Annotated in this window: 20 protein-coding genes; 10 read left to right on the top strand and 10 right to left on the bottom strand. The window is 71.9% G+C overall.

The annotated features are described in order from the left end of the window. Positions 1–2 precede the first annotated feature (2 nt). The 3 genes from I847_RS26955 to I847_RS0120710 are packed head-to-tail and all read left to right on the top strand — an operon-like array spanning position 3 to position 1818. Entirely contained in the window at positions 3–530 is a 528-nt protein-coding gene (locus I847_RS26955; protein WP_155856251.1) for a hypothetical protein, read from the top strand. Then, positions 518–1123, top strand: a complete 606-nt coding sequence (locus I847_RS26950; RefSeq protein ID WP_028051234.1) for a signal peptidase I — start codon at positions 518–520, stop codon at positions 1121–1123. Before I847_RS26955 ends, I847_RS26950 begins: the two co-directional genes overlap by 13 nt. Beyond that, positions 1120–1818, top strand: a complete 699-nt coding sequence (locus tag I847_RS0120710; RefSeq protein WP_028051233.1) for a hypothetical protein — start codon at positions 1120–1122, stop codon at positions 1816–1818. The genes I847_RS26950 and I847_RS0120710 overlap by 4 nt, the downstream gene beginning before the upstream one ends. A gap of 48 nt (positions 1819–1866) precedes the next feature. Here I847_RS0120710 and I847_RS25150 read toward each other — a convergent pair whose 3' ends face one another. From I847_RS25150 to I847_RS0120670, 8 genes are all read right to left on the bottom strand, one after another. Then, positions 1867–2538 carry an MFS transporter gene (locus tag I847_RS25150; RefSeq protein ID WP_196804639.1) on the bottom strand — a complete coding sequence of 224 codons (672 nt, stop codon included), beginning with the start codon at positions 2536–2538 and terminating at the stop codon, positions 1867–1869. A gap of 105 nt (positions 2539–2643) precedes the next feature. Further along, positions 2644–3414 (bottom strand): GntR family transcriptional regulator, encoded by a 771-nt coding sequence (locus I847_RS25145; protein WP_051275134.1) that lies wholly within the window; start codon positions 3412–3414, stop codon positions 2644–2646. An 89-nt stretch (positions 3415–3503) separates the two neighbouring features. Further along, positions 3504–3836 carry an L-rhamnose mutarotase gene (locus I847_RS0120695; protein WP_028051232.1) on the bottom strand — a complete coding sequence of 111 codons (333 nt, stop codon included), beginning with the start codon at positions 3834–3836 and terminating at the stop codon, positions 3504–3506. Beyond that, positions 3833–5371, bottom strand: coding sequence for a sugar ABC transporter ATP-binding protein (locus I847_RS0120690; protein WP_051275133.1), 1539 nt, complete (start codon positions 5369–5371; stop codon positions 3833–3835). Before I847_RS0120690 ends, I847_RS0120695 begins: the two co-directional genes overlap by 4 nt. Beyond that, positions 5368–6438: an ABC transporter permease gene (locus I847_RS25140; protein ID WP_081681199.1), complete on the bottom strand. Its 1071-nt coding sequence runs from the start codon at positions 6436–6438 to the stop codon at positions 5368–5370. The genes I847_RS0120690 and I847_RS25140 overlap by 4 nt, the downstream gene beginning before the upstream one ends. After that, positions 6435–7565: an ABC transporter permease gene (locus tag I847_RS25135; protein ID WP_051275132.1), complete on the bottom strand. Its 1131-nt coding sequence runs from the start codon at positions 7563–7565 to the stop codon at positions 6435–6437. Before I847_RS25135 ends, I847_RS25140 begins: the two co-directional genes overlap by 4 nt. Continuing rightward, complete coding sequence (locus I847_RS0120675) at positions 7562–8650, bottom strand: mandelate racemase/muconate lactonizing enzyme family protein (RefSeq protein WP_028051230.1); 1089 nt, start codon at positions 8648–8650, stop codon at positions 7562–7564. Before I847_RS0120675 ends, I847_RS25135 begins: the two co-directional genes overlap by 4 nt. 52 nt (positions 8651–8702) lie before the next feature. Continuing rightward, positions 8703–9764, bottom strand: coding sequence for a substrate-binding domain-containing protein (locus I847_RS0120670; RefSeq protein WP_028051229.1), 1062 nt, complete (start codon positions 9762–9764; stop codon positions 8703–8705). A gap of 320 nt (positions 9765–10084) precedes the next feature. Between I847_RS0120670 and I847_RS0120665 the strand changes: the two genes are divergently transcribed. Genes I847_RS0120665 through I847_RS0120640 form a run of 6 tightly spaced genes read left to right on the top strand, consistent with a single transcriptional unit; the run spans position 10085 to position 16099 of the window. Further along, positions 10085–11074, top strand: a complete 990-nt coding sequence (locus I847_RS0120665; protein WP_028051228.1) for an aldo/keto reductase — start codon at positions 10085–10087, stop codon at positions 11072–11074. Further along, positions 11071–12408, top strand: coding sequence for an L-fuconate dehydratase (locus I847_RS0120660; RefSeq protein WP_028051227.1), 1338 nt, complete (start codon positions 11071–11073; stop codon positions 12406–12408). Before I847_RS0120665 ends, I847_RS0120660 begins: the two co-directional genes overlap by 4 nt. Further along, positions 12405–13283: an amidohydrolase gene (locus I847_RS0120655; protein WP_028051226.1), complete on the top strand. Its 879-nt coding sequence runs from the start codon at positions 12405–12407 to the stop codon at positions 13281–13283. Before I847_RS0120660 ends, I847_RS0120655 begins: the two co-directional genes overlap by 4 nt. After that, positions 13280–14131, top strand: a complete 852-nt coding sequence (locus I847_RS0120650) for a fumarylacetoacetate hydrolase family protein (RefSeq protein ID WP_028051225.1) — start codon at positions 13280–13282, stop codon at positions 14129–14131. The genes I847_RS0120655 and I847_RS0120650 overlap by 4 nt, the downstream gene beginning before the upstream one ends. Beyond that, positions 14128–14877, top strand: coding sequence for an SDR family NAD(P)-dependent oxidoreductase (locus tag I847_RS0120645; RefSeq protein ID WP_028051224.1), 750 nt, complete (start codon positions 14128–14130; stop codon positions 14875–14877). Before I847_RS0120650 ends, I847_RS0120645 begins: the two co-directional genes overlap by 4 nt. Positions 14878–14887: 10 nt before the next feature. Continuing rightward, a complete protein-coding gene (locus I847_RS0120640) occupies positions 14888–16099 on the top strand; it encodes an alpha-hydroxy acid oxidase (RefSeq protein WP_028051223.1) in 1212 nt (403 codons plus the stop codon). Positions 16100–16317: 218 nt separating this feature from the next. Here I847_RS0120640 and I847_RS0120635 read toward each other — a convergent pair whose 3' ends face one another. Beyond that, positions 16318–17379 carry a VIT1/CCC1 family protein gene (locus I847_RS0120635; protein WP_028051222.1) on the bottom strand — a complete coding sequence of 354 codons (1062 nt, stop codon included), beginning with the start codon at positions 17377–17379 and terminating at the stop codon, positions 16318–16320. 135 nt (positions 17380–17514) lie between these two features. Between I847_RS0120635 and I847_RS0120630 the strand changes: the two genes are divergently transcribed. Then, positions 17515–17904, top strand: coding sequence for an ATP-binding protein (locus I847_RS0120630; protein ID WP_028051221.1), 390 nt, complete (start codon positions 17515–17517; stop codon positions 17902–17904). A gap of 6 nt (positions 17905–17910) precedes the next feature. Here the strand turns inward: I847_RS0120630 and I847_RS0120625 are convergent, their stop codons facing one another. Further along, positions 17911–19005, bottom strand: coding sequence for a Gfo/Idh/MocA family oxidoreductase (locus tag I847_RS0120625; RefSeq protein ID WP_028051220.1), 1095 nt, complete (start codon positions 19003–19005; stop codon positions 17911–17913). Positions 19006–19051 lie beyond the last annotated feature (46 nt).

The following is a 19051-nucleotide window of genomic DNA, read 5'->3' as shown; positions in this document are numbered from 1 at the left end:
ACGTGACCAGCACGATCAACGGCACCACCCGACCGGGGCGTCTCCGGCGCGCCCTGGGCCGTGGGGCGCTGGTCAGCGCCGTGGCAATCGCCCTCGTGGCCGGGGGCAGTGGCGCGGCGTGGGCATGGTGGACGGCCACCGCGACCGTCACCGGCACCGTCACGACCGCCTCCGGAACGGTCCCGCCACCGGTGAACCTGCGGTGCACGGACAACGTGCCCGGGCTGCTGCTGGCGTGGGATCCGGCCCCCGCGGCGCAGAATCCTGTGCCGTCCGGTGCGACACTCTCGTTCCTCGTCACCCTCAAGGTGGCGAACGGTGCGACGGCGACCTTCACTGTCACGGCGCCCGCGACCTCTCGGCAGGTCACGGCCTCGGACCTGCCGAACAACGGAGGCGCCACGCTCAGCGTGACCGTGCAGACCGTGTACACGTTCTCGGGGCCAGGTGTGTCGTCCACGGTGGCCGGTCCGGTCGTCGGGCACGTCCAGGGCAACGGCGGCAGCAGGATCGTGCGATGCGGACCGTAGTGGGCCGCCACGCGACGACCGCCCGGCAGACGCCCGGGGGTTGGCGCCTGCTGGCTGCGTTCGCGTCGTCGGTGCTGCTCACCGCCGTCGTCCTGGTCGCGCTGGCGATGGTCGTGGCCCCGGCGGTGCTGCGTGCGATGCCGTTCACGGTCCTCACGGGGAGCATGCGCCCGACGATGCCGCCCGGGACGCTGGTCGTCTCTCGACCGACCCCCGCAACAGACGTGCGGATCGGTGACGTCGTCACCTACCAGGTCAGGTCTGGGGAGCCGGCGGTCGTCACGCACCGCGTCGTCGGCACCGGCTGGGCGGCGAACGGCGACCTGGTGCTCGTCACGAAGGGTGACGCGAACGCCGTCACCGACGCGCCCGTGCGAGCCGCTCAGATCCGGGGTGTCGTCGCGTACCACGTCCCGTACCTCGGGTACGTGAACACGTGGGTCGGACACAACCGACCGCACTGGGCGGCGAAGGTCGCTGCTGCGGGCCTCTTCGCCTACGCGCTCTGGATGCTGGTCGGCGCGGCACGCGACAGGAAGAGCAGAGCGACGGCGACGGACGACGAGACGACGATGGGGCCGGTGTCGGCGTGAACGCGCGCAAGGGAACGTCGAAGCACGCGGACAACTCCGGACGGCGAAGGGGCCGCGTGCGGCGCCGGGTGTCGGCGGGCGTAGCGTCGCTCGTGCTCGCGACGGCGGCGATGCTCGGTACCGCGGGCCCCGCGGCTGCGGCCGATGGGATCCTCCTGTCGCTCGATGGCACGAGCTGGTCGCCGGCGCTGACGGGAGCGTTGTTCACGAGCCCGTCTCGAGTCGTCCCGGGCGACGTCTCCGTCGCGACGCTGTGGGCGCGCAACGCGTCGAGCGTGACGGCGCGCCTGACGCTGCACGCTGCCGACGGAATCGGCTCGGGTTCTGCCGACCTCGCCGGCCACCTGACCCTGCGGGTCGACGGCGCTGCTGTCGCCGGGGGTTCGACCTGGAGCGGGCCCGTGCTCGCCCCGGGGCAGCAGGCAAGCGTCACGCTCGAGGTCGCGTTCGACACCGCCGCGACGGTCGGCACGCTCAGCGCGGCCAGCGTGGTCGACATGGTCATGCTGACCCAGGCGGTCTCCGGCGGGCCGTCGGTGCTCCTGCCCACCGACGACGACGACGTGCCCACCCACGGCTCGCTGGCCGCAACCGGGGCCCAGGTACGCGAGCTCGCGGGCATCGCGATCGTGTCGGTGACCTTCGGCGCCGTGCTCGTCTGGCGCCGTCGACGCGGGGTCGCCGACGACCTGTGACGTGACCTCGGTCGGCCCCCGACAGTGGCACGGTCCCGCGCCTGTTCCTCAGGCGACGCCGCGGATCCGCACCACGAGGATCGAGCCGAGCACGCTCACGACCGCCGCCAGGGTGTACAGGCCGACGTATCCCAGACCGGCCCAGAGGACCGCTGCGGCGATGGCCGGGGCGAGCACCTGGGGCAACGTGTTGGCGATGTTGATGACGCCGAGGTCCTTCCCGCGGTCGCCCGCCTCGGGCAGCACCTGGGTGATGAGGGCGAAGTCGACGGCCGTGTAGGCGCCGAACCCGATGCCCAGCACGACCGCGGCGACGTCGGCGGCCGGCATCGTCGGGACGAGGGCGAACAGCTGCAGCGCAGCGGCCGTGATCAGACCCGACCAGATGACGAACACCTTGCGCCGGCGGAGCCGGTCGGACCAGCGGCCGCCGACGTAGGCGGTGACCACGGTGCACACGCCGTACACCGCGGTGAGCGCGAAGACCGCGTCCTCGGCCTCGTGGTCCGACAGGCCGACCGCGTCGGTGAGGTAGTACAGCAGGTAGAGCAGCAGCAGGGCGTTCCCGAGGTTCATCAGGAACCGGGTGATCCAGGCCCAGCCGTAGTCGGGATGCCGCCGCGGCGAGACCCAGAACCCCCGCAGGAACGCACGCCAGTGCAGCGGCGGCCGCAGCTCGCGCGGCAGGGGGATGTCGCGCGCGTCGAGAGCGTAGGGCAAGCACGGTCTCGTGCTGATGAACACGGCACCGGCCTCGCTCGAGGACGCGACGGCCGAGCCCGACCGGCGGCGCACGGCCCCCCAGAACCACCTGACCCGGGTGCGTCAGTGCCCGCCCGCCAGCGCAGCCACCACCGGTTCGAACCGCCGTCGCGACGACTCGATGTGCTCCTGCACCAGCCGCGCGGCCTCGTCGCCCTGCCCGGCGATGACCGCAGCGGCGATCGCCGAGTGCTCCTCGACCACCCACGAGCGTTGACCTCGGGCCCGGTAGTACTCCCCGAACCGCTGGTGGACGAACTCGGCCTGCTCGTCGTCGTGCAGAGAGACCGCCCGCGACGCGAGGTACAGCCGCAGGAAGTGCAGGTGGAAGTGGATGCGCTCGAAGGCCTGCACGACCAGACCGTTGCCGGCCAGGCTCGCCAGGAGGGTGTGGAAGCGGGCGTCGTGCTCGGTGAGCGCACGGTAGGCGGTGACGTCGTCGAGGTCTTCCTCGAGCGTCCGGCGCGCGGACTCGAGCTCGGCGGTGATCTGGGCGATCCCGTCGGCGTCGATCGACGCGGCCGCGGCGCGCGCGGTCCACGGCTCGATCAGTGTGCGGAACTGCGACAGCTCGACGAACTCGCGGACGCTGAGCAGGGGCGTCGCGGTGTAGCCGCGCAGCGGCGTCTTGACGACGAGCCCCTCGGACTCGAGCCGGGCGAGGGCCTCCCGCAGGGGCGTGGGCGAGACGCCGAGCCGGGCGGAGAGGCCGTCGATGTTGATCCGCTGCTCGGGCTCGATGTCGTGGCTGAGGATCATCTCGCGCACGACGAGGTAGATCTCGTCGGACAGCACCGAGCGAGAGATCCGCGCGACGACCGGTTCCGTGCTCATGGACTCCCCTGCGCTCCCGGGGGCGGCCGTCCGTCCCGTGCGGCCCAATATGGCACGCGCGCGCGGTCCTGAGGTCACGGGGTCGAGCCTCACGACGCGTCCTCCTGCGTCGCCAGCGACCACACCTGCTCGAGCGGTGCCAGCGCGGCGGTGCCGTCGGCGTCCCGGAACGCCTCGACGAACTCCCCGATGGTCGCCTGCCACCGCTCGTTCGCTGGGTCGTCGGCGAGCTCGGCCATCGCCGCGTCGAAGTCGTCGCAGGTCACGAGGTGGAACAGCCGCTCGCCGGACCGCCAGATCGTCCAGTCGTGGATGCCCACCCGGGCGAAGGACGTCGCGAGGTCGTCGGGGATCCGCCGGTGCTCGGCTCGGTATCCGTCGACGGCACCGGACCGCAGCTCGGAGTGGAGAGCGACGATCATGCGACGTTCTCGGACGTGCGGTGGACGAGGCGGATGACCGCCTTGCTCATCTCGTCGTAGTCGTGCGTGTTGGCGACGTGCCCGGTCACCTCGAAGTCCTGCATCACGGCGATCGTGTCGACGAGCGTGACCATCTCCGCCAGGTCGCTCGAGATGACGAGCACCGCCTTGCCCTGGTCGGCGAGGTCCCAGATCAGCCGGTAGAACGCGCCCTTGGTCCGGACGTCGATGCCGACCGTGGGTTCGTCGATCACCAGGATGTCGGTGCGGGCGGCGAGCCACTTGCCGAGCGAGACCTTCTGCTGGTTGCCGCCCGAGAGCTGGCCGACGATCTGGTCGCGGGACGAGACCCTGATGTCGAGGCTGTCGATGTACTCGTCGGCGGCCACGCGTGCGGCCTTGCGGCGCAGCACGCCCCAGCGGTTGGACAGCTGGCCGAGCACCGTGACGGTGAGGTTGCGCGCGACGGTCTGGTCGAGGAACAACCCCTCGGCCTTGCGGTCCTCGGTGACGTAGCCGATCCGGTGCCGCGACAGTGCGTCGCCGACGTCCTTGATCCGCACGACCTCCCCCGACACGCGGACCTCACCGCCGGTGATCTTGTCGAGCCCGAGCAGGGCGTGCGCGAGCTCCGTGCGGCCGGCGCCGACGAGGCCGTACAGGCCGACGATCTCGCCGCGGTGGACCGAGAGGTCCACCGAGCGGTGACCGCGCTCGGTCTCCACACCGCGGAGCTCGATCGCGGGCGTGCTGGTCCGGTCCGGGGCCCGGTCGGGCACGTCGAGCTTGGCCAGGGTCCTGCCGACGAGCAGGTCGACGACCGTGTCGCGGTCGACGTCCGCGAGCTGGACGGCCTCCGCCACGGAGCGCCCGTCCCGGAAGACCGTCGCGGTCCGGCAGTGCGCGAACACCTCTTCGAGCTTGTGGCTGACGAACAGCACGGCCCGGCCCTGGTCGGTCAGGCGGTGGACGACGTCGAAGAGCAGGCCGGACTCGTTGTCGCTGATGGAGGCGGTGGGCTCGTCGAGGAGCAGCACCGCACTGTCGGCGTAGAGGCCGCGGGCGATCTCGACGAGCTGGGTCTGCGCGGGCGAGAGCCGGTTCATCGGGGTGTCGGGGTCGATCCGGAAGTCGAGCATGTCGAGCACCCGCCGGGCGCCGTCGCGCACGGCGCGCCAGTCGACGCGCCCGTGGCGGGTCGGGGTGTTGCCGAGCGCGATGTTCTCCGCGACGGTGAACGCGGTGACGACGTTGCGCTCCTGGTGGACGGCACCGATCCCGGCGGCGGTCGCCTCGTGCGCCGAGTGGAAGACGCGCTCGGTCCCGCCGACGAGGATCTGCCCCGTGTCGGCGGTCTGGATACCGGTGAGGATCTTGATGAGCGTCGACTTGCCGGCGCCGTTCTCCCCGAGGAGCGCGTGCACCTCGCCGGGTGCGAGGCGCAGGTTGACGGCGTCGAGCGCCCGGACACCGGGGAACGCCTTGCTCACGGCGCGGACCTCGAGGGCCCACGGCGACGAGGTCGTGGTGGTCACGCGACACCTCCGGTCGGGGTCGCCTCGGAGGTCGACGCGCGTGACGGCCCGGTCGGCCTGACCCGCACGAGGCCCTTCGGGCGACGGTTGGCCTGGCCGAGGGCGACGGTGCCGAGCACGACCGCCCCGATCACCAGGTTGACCCAGCTCGGGTCGAGCTGGAACGCGGCGCGCGCGGTGTCGACGAGCCGCACGATCGTCGCCGCGAGCACGGTTCCGAGGACCGCGACACCGCCGCCCGTGAGCGCGACCCCGCCGATGATGGGAGCCGCGAAGCTGGGCAGCAGCCAGTCACCGCCGATGCTCTTGTTCACGCCGGGCAGCGAGCACAGCACGAGCAGGGCCGCGACGCCGCAGAGCAGACCCGACAGGCCGTGCGCCGCGATGAGCGAGCGTGAGTTCGAGATGCCGGACAGGGTGGCGGCCAGCGGGTTGCCACCCGAGGCCAGCATCTTGCGGGCGACGAGCGCGTGCCGGTAGGCGAGGGAGAGCAGACCCGCGATCGCGAGGGAGAGCCAGAAGATGAGCGGCACGCCGAGCGGGCGCGCGCTGCCCAGGGACTGCAGCTGGGGCCAGGCGTCGCTCGTCACCGTCCTGGTCCCGACGAGCGCGTACTGCACGCCCGACAGGATGGTCATCGTCGCGAGCGTCACGATGAAGCCGTTGATCTGGGTCAGGACGACGATCACGCCGTTGATCAGGCCGCACGCGAGCCCGGCGAGCACGGCGACCACCGCCCCGAGCCACACCGGCAGGCCGGCGTCCGCCATCAGGATGCCCGCGAGGCACGCGGCGAAGCCGCCGATCGCGCCCACCGCCAGGTTCATCTGGCCCACCGCGAGGGTCGCCATCTGTGCGAGGCCGATGACGACGGGGATCGCGAGGAACTGGAAGAACGTCTCGATCGAGATGCGCGAGAGGAAGCCGCCGGACGACTGGACCGTCAGCACGACCACCCCGACGATCACGACGAAGACGAGCGTCGTCGTCTGCCGGCGCAGCAGGTCCTTCGCCGACCAGCGGCGCGCCCGGGCGCTCCGGTCCGCCGCCGTGGTGTCCCCGCTCATGCGGCCACCTTCCCTTCGCTGGACGGTTCGCTCGCAGGCACGCCCTGGAGGCTTGCCCGCAGCCGCGAGCGCTGGCTCATCACGTCGCGGATCCGGTCGGTGCACAGCGCGAGGAGCAGCACGCTGCCGAGGAGGATGTTCAGGCCCTCGATACCCACCCCGAACAGCAGCAGCCCCTGCCGGATGAGCACGGTGAGCGCGATGCCCAGGGACGTGCCCAGCACCGACACGTAGCCGCCGACCAAGAGCGTGCCGCCGAGGATCGGGCCCAGGAACGACGGGATCAGGAACTCCTGCCCGATCGAGGGTGTGAACGATCCGGTGCTCGCGCCGAGCATCACACCGGCGAGCCCGGCGAGCGCACCGGACAGCGCGTGCACGGAGGTCACGCGGCGGCCCACGGGGATCGCGGACAGCAGGGCCGCCTGGGCGCTGCTGCCGGTGAGCAGGGTCTCGCGACCGACCCGGGTCCGCGCGTAGCCGAAGGCCACCACGACCATCGTCGCGATGGACAGGAACAGGAGCAGGGGCACCCCGGCCGGCCCGCAGGTGTTGCCGAGGCACAGGTTCGCGGTCGTCCAGCGGCCGAGCTCGGCGAGCCCGGGGGTGTCCACCGTGATCGCGGCACCGGTGCTGACCCAGCCGTACACCGCCGGGACGAGCCCGAGCAGGGCGAAGCTCATCGCGAGGGTGACGACGAACGAGTTCACGTCGGCGCGGGTCACCAGGAGCCCGCACACGGCCCCGCAGGCCGCCCCCGCGATCACGCCGACGACCATCCCGACGACGAGCGGCGCGCCGTGGTCGAGCGCGATGGCCGCGCCGAGCCCTCCGGTGGCCGCCATCCCGCCGACCGCGAGGTTCATCTGCCCGATGGAGAGGACGGCCATCTGGGAGAGCCCGACGACGCTGTAGATCGCGATGTTCGTGAGCATCGGCCCCATGACGAACTGCGGGTTCCAGAACGTCGGGCGGGCCGAGCCGATCGCCACGACCAGGAGGGCGATGAGGACGACGAGGCCGACCCGGTTGTCACTGAGCGCCGAGCCGAACCGCTCCTTGGTGGACGGGTTGATCCTCTCGTCGATCCGTCGCGTGACGGTCGGTCGAGGGACGGTGCTGGTCATGCGACCCTCCGGTCGTCCACGGCGTCGGCGTCCCAGTCGATGCCCAGGCCCGGCGAGTCGGATGCGACGGCCATCCCGTCCGCGACCTCGAGCTCGGTCCTGGTCACCGCGCGCAGCTGCGGGATGTGTTCGACGTACAGACCGTTCGGCACGGCGGCGGCGAGACTCACGTGGAGCTCCATGAGGAAGTGGGGGCACACGGAGACGTTGTACGCCTCCGCGAGGTGCGCGACCTTGAGCCACGGCGTGATGCCGCCGATCCGCGCCGCGTCGACCTGCACGATCCCGGCGGCGCCGCGGTGCAGGTAGTCCCGGAACTGGCCGACGGAGTAGAGCGACTCACCGACGGCCACGGGGATGCTCGTGGACCGCGCGAGGTGCACGTGCCCGCTCACGTCGTCCGCCGGCAGCGGCTCCTCGAGCCAGTACAGACCGAGCGGCTCGAACGCGGCAGCGCGCCGCACGGCTTCGGCTGCGGTCATGGACTGGTTCGCGTCGACCATGATGTGCAGGTCCGGGCCGACCTTCTCGCGGACGGCCGTCAGCCGCTCCACGTCCTCGGCCAGGGACGGCTTGCCGATCTTGAGCTTGACCCCGCGCAGCCCGCGTTCCTGTGACGCGACCGCGCCGGCGACGAGGTCGGAGGTCGGCAGGTGCAGCCAGCCGCCCTCGGTGTCGTAGAGCGGTACGGCGCGACGGAACCCGCCGGCCATCTGCCACAGCGCCTCGCCGGTGCGCCGTCCGCGCAGGTCCCACAGCGCCGTGTCGACGGCTGCGAGGGCGAGGGACGTGATCGCGCCGACCGCGGTCGCGTGGGTCGACCAGAAGAGGTCGGACCAGACGGCCTCGATGGTGCGGCTGTCCTGCCCGGTGAGCCTGGGCAGGAGGGCCTCGCGCAGCAGCGAGAGCACGGCGCGGCCACCGGTGCCGATCGTGTACGAGTAGCCGGTCCCGGTCAGGCCGTCGGCCGTGTCGAGCTCGACGAACACCGTCTCCTGCTTGAGGAACGCCTGGACGGCGTCGGTGCGGACGGTCTCGACCTCGATGTCGACGAGGTACGCGCGAGCTGCGGTGATCGCGGTCATGTGCCGTTCTCCTCCGTGCCGGCGGGCCGTGCGGCCCGCCGGCACCCTGGGGTTACTTGCAGGACAGGAGCTCGTTCTTGAACTGGTCGAGAATCTTGTCCGACTCCTTCTGACGCTCCGCGTCGTAGGTGTCGACGTTGGGCTTCGTGACCACGAACGAGCCGGAGTCGACGACCACCCCGGGGTCCTTCATCGTGCAGGCCTTGGTCTGCAGCTGGGCGAGCACGTACGAACCGACGTACGCCTGCCCGGTCGGGTTCTGGACGACCGTCGCCGAGACCGAGCCGTCCTTGATCCCGTCGAGGATCACCTTGTCGTCGTCGATCGCGACGACCTTGATCGGCAGTCCCGACGCCTTGACCGCCGACGCCGACGCGACGGCGGGGTTGTACGCCGTCGACACGAAGCCGTTGATGTCGGACCCCTTGGACGCGAGCAGGTCGGCGACCGCCTTCTGTGCGGTCGAGAGGTCCTTGTCGATGTCGGTGACCGTCGTGAGCAGCGTGACCGAGCCGTTCGTCTCGTCGACGGCCTTCTTCACGCCGGCGATGCGCCGCTGGGTGTTGGCGTCGACGTTGTTGCCGGTGAGGTGGACGAGGTTGCCCTTGCCACCCATCGCCTCGATCGCGGCCTTGGCCGCCTTGTACGCGGCCACCTCGGTGTCGGTCGAGAGGCAGAAGTCGGCCTCGTTGGTGTCGCCCGCGGGGCAGGAGGCGAGCGAACCCACCGCGAAGCCCTGGTCCTTGAGCGTCTTGAAGGTCGTGTTGATGTCCGTGGGCGAGACGCCGAAGATGCCGAAGGCGTTGTAGCCCTGGGCAGCGAGCGAGTTCAGGACCTCGTTCTGCTTGGTCTGGTCCCACTCCGCGGTCTCGTTGAAGGTCGTGCCGCCGAGCTTGAAGTCGGTGACCGCCTTCTCGCCGGCCGGCTTCCACGGCTGGAAGTAGGGGTGCGACCCGCCCGGGACGAGCGCGACCTTGACGGTCCCGGCGCCACCGGTGCCGCCGCTGGCCGTGTCGTCGGCGGTGGTCTCTCCCTTCGTGGTGCACGCACTGAGTGCGAGCGCGACCGCCGCGGCTGCTACCAGCCCACGAGTCGCCGTGCGACGAACCTGCATCTCAACCTCCACGCTGAGTGAGAAAGAACCAAATAGGATCTATGATATCGGATCCTTGAGTGTCCGAGAGGTCGTGTCAAGACCGGCCGGATCACGATCCGATGACGAGTCGGGACAGGTGCCCACGAGCCGCTCCGCACACTATAGGTCTGATCTATTGGATCCGAGAAGAGGTACTAGTGGTGAATCGTGTGCTGAAATAGGACCCGCGGCGCAGGCGGACGGTGTGGATCGTTCCAGAACATCGCACCTATTGCCTATTTGATTGTCTGGGCGCTCGTGTCATCATGAGCCCGGAGATCGCTGGGAGGAGACGCTCGATGAAGAGCCAACAGCTGGGCCGCGTGCCCGCGGTGACCGCTCTCGGGCTGGGTGCTGCCCAGTTCGGCAACCTCTACCGGACCACCACCGACGAGGAGTGCGCGGCCGCCGTCGAGGCGGCCTGGGCCGCCGGTGTGCGGTACTTCGACACCGCTCCGCACTACGGGCTCGGTCTGTCCGAGCAGCGCCTGGGGGCGGCGCTCGCGTCGCGCCCCCGTGGCGAGTACGTGGTGTCCACGAAGGTGGGACGCCTGCTCGTCCCGAGCCCGGACACGGCCGACCGCTGGGACGACGAGGGCTTCGTCGTCCCAGCGCGGACCCGGCGCGCGTGGGACTTCTCGCGTGACGGCGTGCTGCGCTCGCTGGAGGCGAGCCTGGACCGGCTCGGGCTGGACCGCGTCGACGTCGTCTACCTCCACGATCCCGACGACCACGTCGAGGAAGCCTCGACCACGGCGGCCGCCGCGCTCGTCGAGCTGCGCGACCAGGGGGTCGTCGGTGCGGTCGGCGTCGGGATGAACCAGTCCGCGGCGCCCGCCGAGATCATCCGCCGCGCGGACCTCGACGTCGTCATGCTCGCGGGTCGGTACACGCTCTTCGAGCAGGGGGCGCTCCGGGACCTGCTGCCGCTCGCGCTCGAGCGCGGCGTCCGCGTCGTCGCCGCCGGCGTCTACAACTCCGGCCTCCTCGCCCGGCCCGAGGTGCCCGACGACGCCCACTACGACTACGGACCGGCACCCCGCGCCGTGATCGAGCGAGCCCGCGCGATCGCGGCGGTCTGCGAGCGGCACGGGGTCACGCTGTCCGACGCCGCCGTCCAGTTCCCGCTGCGGCACCCCGCCGTGGCCAGCGTCGTCGTGGGGATGCGCACCGCCGCCCAGGTGAGCGCAACCGTCGACCGGCTGGCGGCCCCTGTCCCCGACTCCCTCTGGACCGACCTCGCAGCCGCAGGGCTGCTCGACACCACGACGGCAGGAGCCTCCGCATGACCATCACCGGTGTCCGCGTGCACGACGTGCGGTTCCCCACGTCCTTGTCGCTCGACGGGTCCGACGCGATGAACAAGGACGCCGACTACTCGGCCGCCTACGTCGTGCTCGAGACCGACGACACCGACGCGGCCGGACGGCCGCTGGCGGGTCACGGCTTCACGTTCACGATCGGCCGCGGCAACGACCTCTGCGCGGAGGCGGCCCGCCAGCGGGCGATGCCGCTCGTCGGCCGGGAGGTGGAGGCACTCGTCGGCGACCTCGGCGGCCTCTACCGCGAGCTGGCGTCCGACTCGCAGCTGCGCTGGCTCGGCCCTGAGAAGGGTGTCGTGCACCTCGCGCTCGCGGCCGTCATGAACGCTGTCTGGGACCTCGCCGCCCGCCGCGCCGGCAAGCCGCTGTGGCGCCTGCTGGCGGAGATGAGCCCCGAGGAGCTCGTCGACGCGGCCGACCTGCGCTACCTGTCCGACGCGCTCACCCGCGACGAGGCGCTCGAGCTGCTGCGCGCCCAGGAGCCCACCCGCACCGCACGGATCGCCGAGCTGGAGAGCCTCGGGGGCTACCCCTGCTACACGACGAGCGCCGGTTGGCTGGGGTACACCGACGACCGACTGCGTCGGCTGCTCCAGGAGGCGGTCGACGCCGGGTACCGGCACGTGAAGCTCAAGGTCGGCGCCGACCTCGAGGACGACCTGCGGCGGCTCGCGATCACCCGTGAGGTGGTCGGCTGGGACGTGCGGGTCATGATCGACGCCAACCAGGTCTGGGACGTGCCGCAGGCGATCGACTGGGTGCGCCGGCTCGCACCGTTCCGCCCGCACTGGATCGAGGAGCCGACAAGCCCGGACGACGTGCTCGGGCACGCGGCCGTCCGTCGTGCGATCGCACCGATCGCGGTCGCGACGGGCGAGCACGGCATGAACCGCGTGCTGTTCAAGCAGATGTTCCAGGCGGGTGCGATCGACTACTGCCAGCTCGACTCGGCACGGCTCGCGTCGGTCAACGAGATTCTCGCCGTCTACCTCATGGCCGCGAAGTTCGGCGTCCCGGTGTGCCCGCACGCCGGTGGGGTCGGCCTGTGCGAGCTGGTGCAGCACCTGTCGATCTTCGACTTCGTCGCGGTGTCGGGGACCCTCGACGATCGGGTGACGGAGTACGTCGACCACCTGCACGAGCACTTCACCGACCCGTGCGTGGTCCGTGACGGCCGCTACGTGATCCCCACGGCGGCCGGCTACTCGGCGCAGATGTTCGAGGGGTCCGTCGCCACGTACTCATGGCCCGACGGTGCCTACTGGGCCGGCCGGCCGGCCGCGGCGGTGGCTGTCGGATGATCATCGACGCGCACCAGCACGTCTGGGACCTCTCGCGTGCCGCGTACCCGTGGCTCGGCCCCGACCTGCACCCGATCGACCGGACGTTCACGCAGGACGAGGTCCTGCCGGAGCTCGCCGCCGCCGGCATCGACCGCGTGGTGCTCGTCCAGAGCGCCGACGACGCGCGGGACACGGCACTCATGCTCGACGTCGCGGACGCGTACCCGGACCTCGTCGCCGGAGTCGTCGCGTGGGTGCCGCTGGACCGTCCCGAGGAGGCCGCCGACACCCTGGCCGAGCTACGCCGCGACCCTCGCGTGGTCGGGGTGCGCAACCTCATCCACGCCCAGCCCGACCCCGACTGGATCGTCGGACCCGCCCAGGACGAGGGCCTCGGCGTCCTCGCCGCCGCGGGCGTGCCGTTCGACTACGTCACCGGCGGACCCGAGGCACTCGCGCACCTGCCGGGAATCGGCGAACGGCACCCGGACCTGCGGATCGTCATCGACCACCTCGGCAAGCCACCCGTCGGCGGCTCCGCGGCCGACCGGCGACGCTGGCGCGACCTGCTCGCGCAGGCGGCGGCGAACCCCCGGGTGCACGCGAAGGTGTCCGGCCTGTACGGCGACCCGACGGACGCCTGGACCGCCGACGACCTGCGCCCCGTCGTCGCCGACGCGCTCGACCTCTTCGGCGCCGACCGGCTGATGTACGGCGGAGACTGGCCCGTCAACCTTCTCGCCGGCGGCTATGCGCGAGTCTGGGAGGGCGTGTCGGTCGTGCTCGGCGAGCTCTCGTCCGACGAGCGTGCCGCCGTGCTCGGCGGCACGGCATCCGCGTTCTACGCACTGGCAGCCGGCCGGCTGCCCGGACAGGGGAGGACCCTCGCATGAAGCTAGCCCGTCTCGGAGCGCCCGGGTTCGAGATCCCGGTCGTCGTCGACGGTGACCGCACCCTCGACCTGCGCCCGCTCACCGCGGACGTCGACGCCGCGTTCCTCGCGTCGGGCGGCCTCGACCTCGTGCGTGGGGCCCTCACCGACGGCTCGCTCGAGTCGCTCAACGGTGCCGCCGACCTGCGGGTGGGGTCACCTCTGGCACGCCCGGGCAAGATCGTCTGCATCGGCCTGAACTACCGCGACCACGCGGCCGAGACGGGCGCCGCGATCCCGACCGAGCCGGTCGTGTTCATGAAGGACCCGTCGACCGTCGTCGGACCGTTCGACGAGGTCCTCGTCCCGCGTGGCTCGACGAAGACGGACTGGGAGGTCGAGCTCGGCGTCGTCATCGGCTCGACCGCGCGCTACCTCGACTCGCCCGCCGACGCGCTCGCGTGCGTCGCCGGTTACGTGCTGTCGCACGACGTGTCCGAGCGCGAGTTCCAGCTGGAGCGTGGCGGGCAGTGGGACAAGGGCAAGAGCTGCGAGACCTTCAACCCGATGGGCCCGTGGCTCGTCACGTCCGACGAGGTGGGCGACCCGGGCGCGTTGGGCCTGCGGCTGTGGGTCAACGGTGTCGCCCGGCAGGACGGCAGCACGGCTGACATGGTGTTCGACGTCGCGTACGTCGTCTGGTACCTCAGCCAGTTCATGGTGCTGCACCCCGGGGACGTCGTGAACACGGGGACTCCCGCCGGCGTGGCCCTCGGCCTTCCCGACAAGCCTTACCTGCGGGCGGGCGATGTGGTCACCTTGGAGATCGACGGCCTCGGCCGCTCGGAGCAGAGGATGGTGCAGGCATGAGCGACCTCGACGGTCTGGTGGCCCTCGTCACGGGCGGCGCGTCCGGCATCGGGCTCGCTGCGGCGCTCGCGCTGACCGACCGCGGCGCGCGGGTCGCGGTGCTCGACGTCGTCGTCGACGGGCTGCCCGACACCCTCGTCGGGTTCCGGGCCGACGTGACGGACCGCGCGAGCGTCGTCGCCGCGGTCGACGCCGCGGCGGACCGGCTCGGCGGCCTCGACATCCTGGTGAACAACGCCGGGATCGGCGCGGTCGGGACGGTCGAGGAGAACGACGACGAGCAGTGGGCGCGCGTGCTCGACGTCAACGTCGTCGGGATGGCGCGGGTGACCGCGGCCGCGCTGCCGCACCTGCGCCGGTCGTCCGCCGCCTCCGTGATCAACCTGTGCTCGGTCGCTGCCCTGAACGGCCTGCCCCAGCGCGCGCTGTACGCGTCGTCGAAGGGTGCCGTCCTGTCGCTCACCTACGCGATGGCGACCGACCACGTGCGCGAGGGGATCCGGGTGAACGCCGTGAGCCCCGGCACCGTGTCGACCCAGTGGGTCGACCGGATGGTCGCCAACTTCCCGGACCCCGTCGCCGAGCGCGCCGCCCTGGACGCGCGGCAGGCGACGGGCCGGATGGTCACCCCCGAGGAGGTCGCGGGTGCGATCTGCTACCTCGCCTCCCCGACGTCGGGCTCGACGACCGGAACCGCCCTCGTCGTCGACGGCGGCATCACGCACCTGCGCGTGCGCCCACTGTGAGGGACGCCCCATGACCAAGCGCCAGTTCCCGTCCTGGTCCGAGCTGCGGCCGCTGCTGCGGGTCAAGCCCGTCGAGTGGGACCCGACCGAGCGCCGGCTGCGCGACGCCCTCACGATCGCGGACCTGCGCTCCGTGGCGAAGCGACGCACCCCGCGGTCCGTGTTCGACTACACCGACGGTGCCGCCGAGGCCGAGATCACCCTGCGTCGGGCCCGGTCCCTGTTCCACGACCTGGAGCTGCGCCCGTCGATCCTGCAGGACGTCTCGTCGGTCGACCTCACGACCGACTACCTCGGCAAGCCGTCGGCGGCGCCGTTCGCGTTCGCGCCGACGGGCTTCACCCGGATGATGCACCACGAGGGCGAACGGGCCGTCGCGCGCGTGGCGCAGCGTCGCGGCATCCCGTACGCGTTGTCCACCATGGGCACCACCTCGATCGAGGACGTCGCCGCCGCAGCCCCCGACGCGCGCAAGTGGTTCCAGCTCTACGTCTGGCGGGACCGCTCTGCCGGCGAGGACCTCATGGCCCGCGCCAAGGCGGCCGGGTACGAGGCGCTCATGCTCACCGTCGACGTCCCGGTCGCCGGGGCACGCCTGCGGGACACGCGCAACGGGTTCGCGATCCCACCGGCGCTGACGGTCAAGACGGTGCTCGACGCGGCGACACACCCCGCGTGGTGGATGAACCTGCTGACGACCGAACCGCTGGCCTTCGCGTCGCTGAGCACGTGGAGCGGGACCGTGGGCGACCTGCTGGACAAGCTCTTCGACCCGTCGATGACCATCGACGACCTCGAGTGGCTGCGCGCGTCCTGGGACGGGCCCCTGATCATCAAGGGCATCCAGACCGTCGACGACGCGCGCCGGGTTGCCGCCGCCGGTGCCGACGCGATCGTGCTGTCCAACCACGGCGGCCGCCAGCTCGACCGCGCCCCCGTCCCGCTGCGCCTCGTCCCCGACGTCCGCCAGGCGATCGGCGACTCTGCGGAGCTCTGGGTCGACACCGGCATCATGTCGGGTGCCGACATCGTCGCCGCACTCGCGCTGGGCGCCGACGCGACCCTCGTCGGGCGCGCCTACCTCTACGGCCTGATGGCGGGCGGCGAGCGCGGCGTCGACCGGGCTGTCGAGATCCTCACCCGTGAGGTCCGGCGCACCATGGCACTGCTCGGCGTCTCGCGCGTCGGCGAGCTGGGCCCGCAGCACGTGCGGCTGCCCTGACACGTGCCGTCGGTGCACCTGGGCACCGCACGAGGTTCGAGCGTGGTTCGCCGCAGGCCTCACGCAGCCATCCGACCACGGTGTCAGAAAGGCACCCGTGGGTCGCGACGAGGCGGGCGGTGAACTCGTCGATCCGCAGGTCCAGCCAAAGACCCAGAGGATCCGCCGGGAAAACCTCGGCAGATCATCTGATTCCTGGCGGCCTGAGTCCTGGTCGTTTAGACCGTCGCGCCGAGGGCGAGGCCGAGGACGTACGTCGCCGCGGCGGCCCCGTAGCCGATGGCGAGCTGTCGGAGGGCGCCCTTGCCCGGGGACGCACCCGAGAGGACGCCGACCGCGGCACCGGTTCCGACGAGCGCCAGACCGACCAGTCCGGCCGACCACGCCACGGCGTCCCAGCCGTCGGCGCCGAGCAGGTACGGCAGCACCGGGATCGCCGCACCGGACGCGAAGAAGCAGAAGCTCGCGAGCGCGGCACCGATCGCGGAGCCGACAGCCTCGTGCTCGTCGACGACCTCGCCGGGAGCCACGAGCGACGGGCGGGCGGACCCGAGCACCTCGGCGGCGCGGGTCTGCGCGTCGTCGGCCGCCATCCCTCGGGCGCGGTAGACGAGGGCCAGCTCGTTGGCGTCGACGTCCAGGTGGGGCAACGCCTCGCCGGCGGCCTTGCCGGGCCGTGAGGCCTCCAGCAGCTCCCGCTGTGAACGCACGGACACGAACTCGCCCGCACCCATGGACAAGGCTCCGGCGAGCAGGCCGGCCAGGCCGGTCAGGAGGACGGTCTGGTTGGACGCGCCGCTGGCGCCGATGCCCAGGATCAGGGCCAGGTTGCTGACGAGTCCGTCGTTGGCGCCGAACACGGCAGCCCGGAACGTGCCCGACATCTTGACGCGGCCGCGAGTGGCCAGGCCGCGGACGACCTCCTCGTGGATCGCCTCGTCGGCCGCCATCGCGGGGGTCGCGTCGTCGTCGGCGTTGTAGGCGGACCGCGCCTCCGCGCGCTGCGCGAGGGCCAGCACGAACACCGACCCGAACTGGCGCGCCAGGAAGCCGAGCACCCGGGTCCGGAAGTCGCCGCGGCGCGGGTGGCCGACCTCGTTGCCGAGCAGGTCGAGCCAGTGCTGCTCGTGGCGCCCCTCGGCGTCCGCGAGCGCCAGCAGGATCTCGCGCTCCTCGCCGGTGCGACGCGACGCGATGTCGCGGTAGACGGCAGCCTCGGCTCGTTCGTCGGCGAGGTACTGCCGCCAGCGGCGGACCTGGCTGCGAGATGGTTCGGTCACCGGGCAATCGTCGCAGCCACAATTGCCCCGAACCGGCTTCAGGGCCGAGTTCGAGTTGCCGAATCAACGGATGTGAATGACCGTGGTTCGAGCCGACGGCCACCCGCCGGGCGGGGCGCGGAGGGGAGACTGCCGATGTACGCCGAGACGGCTGTCGACCCTGCGCTCTCGGCGATCGCTCCTGCGCGGCACTGGGCGCGTGACCGGCTGATGGAAGCCGGCGTGACCGACGGGCCGCTCGACACGGTGGTCCTCCTCGTCAGCGAGCTGGTGACCAATGCCGTCGCGCACGCGCACCCGCCCGTGATCCTCCGGGTGCACGTCGACGAGGAGCGCACCCGTGTGGAGGTCACCGACCGTGCACCCCGAGAGCTGCCCGTCGTCCGCAACCCTCCGCCCACCGCGGGCGGTGGACGCGGCGTGATGTTCGTCGACCGGTTGGCCACCCGCTGGGGAACCGTGAAGCGCAGCGAGTCGAAGGCCGTGTGGTTCGAGCTCCGCCACGACGAGCCCATCGAGTACTGAGCGCTCTCAGGCCCAGGCCTCGGCCCCGACCTCGACCTCGACGCCCGTGCGAGCGGCCTCTTCGATCGCGAGCCCGAGCAGGTGGTCGTGGCAGCCCTCGGCGAGCGGGTAGGGCGGGTCCTGCTCGCCGCGCAGCCACGCGCCGGTGGCGTCGAGCAGGCCGGCCGCCGCGACGTCCTCGTCCGACAGCCGGGCACCGTGGTACGGGTTCCGGAACAGCACCCGTCCGTCGAGGCTGAGGTGCTCGAGGTCGAAGCCGTCCAGGTTCTGCTCGATCCCGGAGACGCGGCGTTCGATGGTCGAGCTCAGGACCGTGCGGTCGCCGGCCCAGCGGGTGAACGTGTGGTCGACCAGCTCGCCCAGCGAGCCTCGGACCGTCAGCCGGTTGGTGCGCAGGGGGTTGTGCCACTGGTTGTCCGTGAAGTCGTACAGGGCGCTGCGCCCGTCACCGAAGTCGAGGGTGGCCAGCGTGGTCGCGGCCGGCGCGGCCTCCACGGCGTCCGTCCACCCGGCCCGGCTCACCGGGTCGAGCAGCGGCGCGACGAACGACGACGCCCGGACGGTCACCGGTCCGCGGCCCACGCCGAGGAACCGGCGGATGAGCGCGACCGCGTGGTACAGGTGCGTCGACGAGATCTGCACGCTCGTCGGGACCCCGAGGAGACCGAGCGCCGCGAGCCGGGCAGAGTGCACCGGCAGGAACGGGCTGTGCTCGGCCACCTGCACCAGACCCGTGCTGCCGACGTCCGCCCACAGCTCCCGCAAGCCGGCGGCGTCCGGCGCGGGCGGGGTCTCGGCGAGCACGGGGACGCCGAGGGCCACGACGTCACGGATGACCTCCGGCGTCACCGGCCACGGCACCGACACCACGACGAACTCCGGGCGGTCCGGCGACCTCCCCGCACCCGCCACAGCACCCGTGACCAGCTCCTCGACCGTGCGGACGGTCGGGACGCCCCACGCCGCTTCGACCTCGGCCCCGCGCGAGGCGGACCGCGTCACCACGCCCACGCACTCGAACCGGTCGGGCATCAGCCGGGCCATCCGCACGAAGAACTCGGCCCGCCACCCGCTGCCGACGACCCCGAACCGGGTGGTCATGACGCCACCGGGCACTGCGGGACGGAACTGACGATCGTGTGCACGT

Origin of the sequence: Cellulomonas sp. URHD0024, from assembly GCF_000426185.1 — a bacterium.
Taxonomy (GTDB): Bacteria; Actinomycetota; Actinomycetes; order Actinomycetales; family Cellulomonadaceae; genus Cellulomonas.
Note: the sequence above shows the minus strand (reverse complement) of the source record. Positions and strands in the feature narration are given on the sequence as shown.

What these genes read in the sequence shown, in the direction of transcription:
- I847_RS0120670 (WP_028051229.1), bottom strand. Translation starts at nt 9,764, where the DNA reads ATGCAGGTTCGTCGCACGGCGACTCGTGGGCTGGTAGCAGCCGCGGCG.
- I847_RS0120675 (WP_028051230.1), bottom strand. Translation starts at nt 8,650, where the DNA reads ATGACCGCGATCACCGCAGCTCGCGCGTACCTCGTCGACATCGAGGTC.
- I847_RS0120695 (WP_028051232.1), bottom strand. Translation starts at nt 3,836, where the DNA reads ATGATCGTCGCTCTCCACTCCGAGCTGCGGTCCGGTGCCGTCGACGGA.
- I847_RS25135 (WP_051275132.1), bottom strand. Translation starts at nt 7,565, where the DNA reads ATGACCAGCACCGTCCCTCGACCGACCGTCACGCGACGGATCGACGAG.
- I847_RS0120645 (WP_028051224.1), top strand. Translation starts at nt 14,128, where the DNA reads ATGAGCGACCTCGACGGTCTGGTGGCCCTCGTCACGGGCGGCGCGTCC.
- I847_RS0120655 (WP_028051226.1), top strand. Translation starts at nt 12,405, where the DNA reads ATGATCATCGACGCGCACCAGCACGTCTGGGACCTCTCGCGTGCCGCG.
- I847_RS25145 (WP_051275134.1), bottom strand. Translation starts at nt 3,414, where the DNA reads ATGAGCACGGAACCGGTCGTCGCGCGGATCTCTCGCTCGGTGCTGTCC.
- I847_RS0120660 (WP_028051227.1), top strand. Translation starts at nt 11,071, where the DNA reads ATGACCATCACCGGTGTCCGCGTGCACGACGTGCGGTTCCCCACGTCC.
- I847_RS0120665 (WP_028051228.1), top strand. Translation starts at nt 10,085, where the DNA reads ATGAAGAGCCAACAGCTGGGCCGCGTGCCCGCGGTGACCGCTCTCGGG.
- I847_RS25140 (WP_081681199.1), bottom strand. Translation starts at nt 6,438, where the DNA reads ATGAGCGGGGACACCACGGCGGCGGACCGGAGCGCCCGGGCGCGCCGC.
- I847_RS0120625 (WP_028051220.1), bottom strand. Translation starts at nt 19,005, where the DNA reads ATGACCACCCGGTTCGGGGTCGTCGGCAGCGGGTGGCGGGCCGAGTTC.
- I847_RS0120640 (WP_028051223.1), top strand. Translation starts at nt 14,888, where the DNA reads ATGACCAAGCGCCAGTTCCCGTCCTGGTCCGAGCTGCGGCCGCTGCTG.
- I847_RS26950 (WP_028051234.1), top strand. Translation starts at nt 518, where the DNA reads ATGCGGACCGTAGTGGGCCGCCACGCGACGACCGCCCGGCAGACGCCC.
- I847_RS0120630 (WP_028051221.1), top strand. Translation starts at nt 17,515, where the DNA reads ATGTACGCCGAGACGGCTGTCGACCCTGCGCTCTCGGCGATCGCTCCT.
- I847_RS0120650 (WP_028051225.1), top strand. Translation starts at nt 13,280, where the DNA reads ATGAAGCTAGCCCGTCTCGGAGCGCCCGGGTTCGAGATCCCGGTCGTC.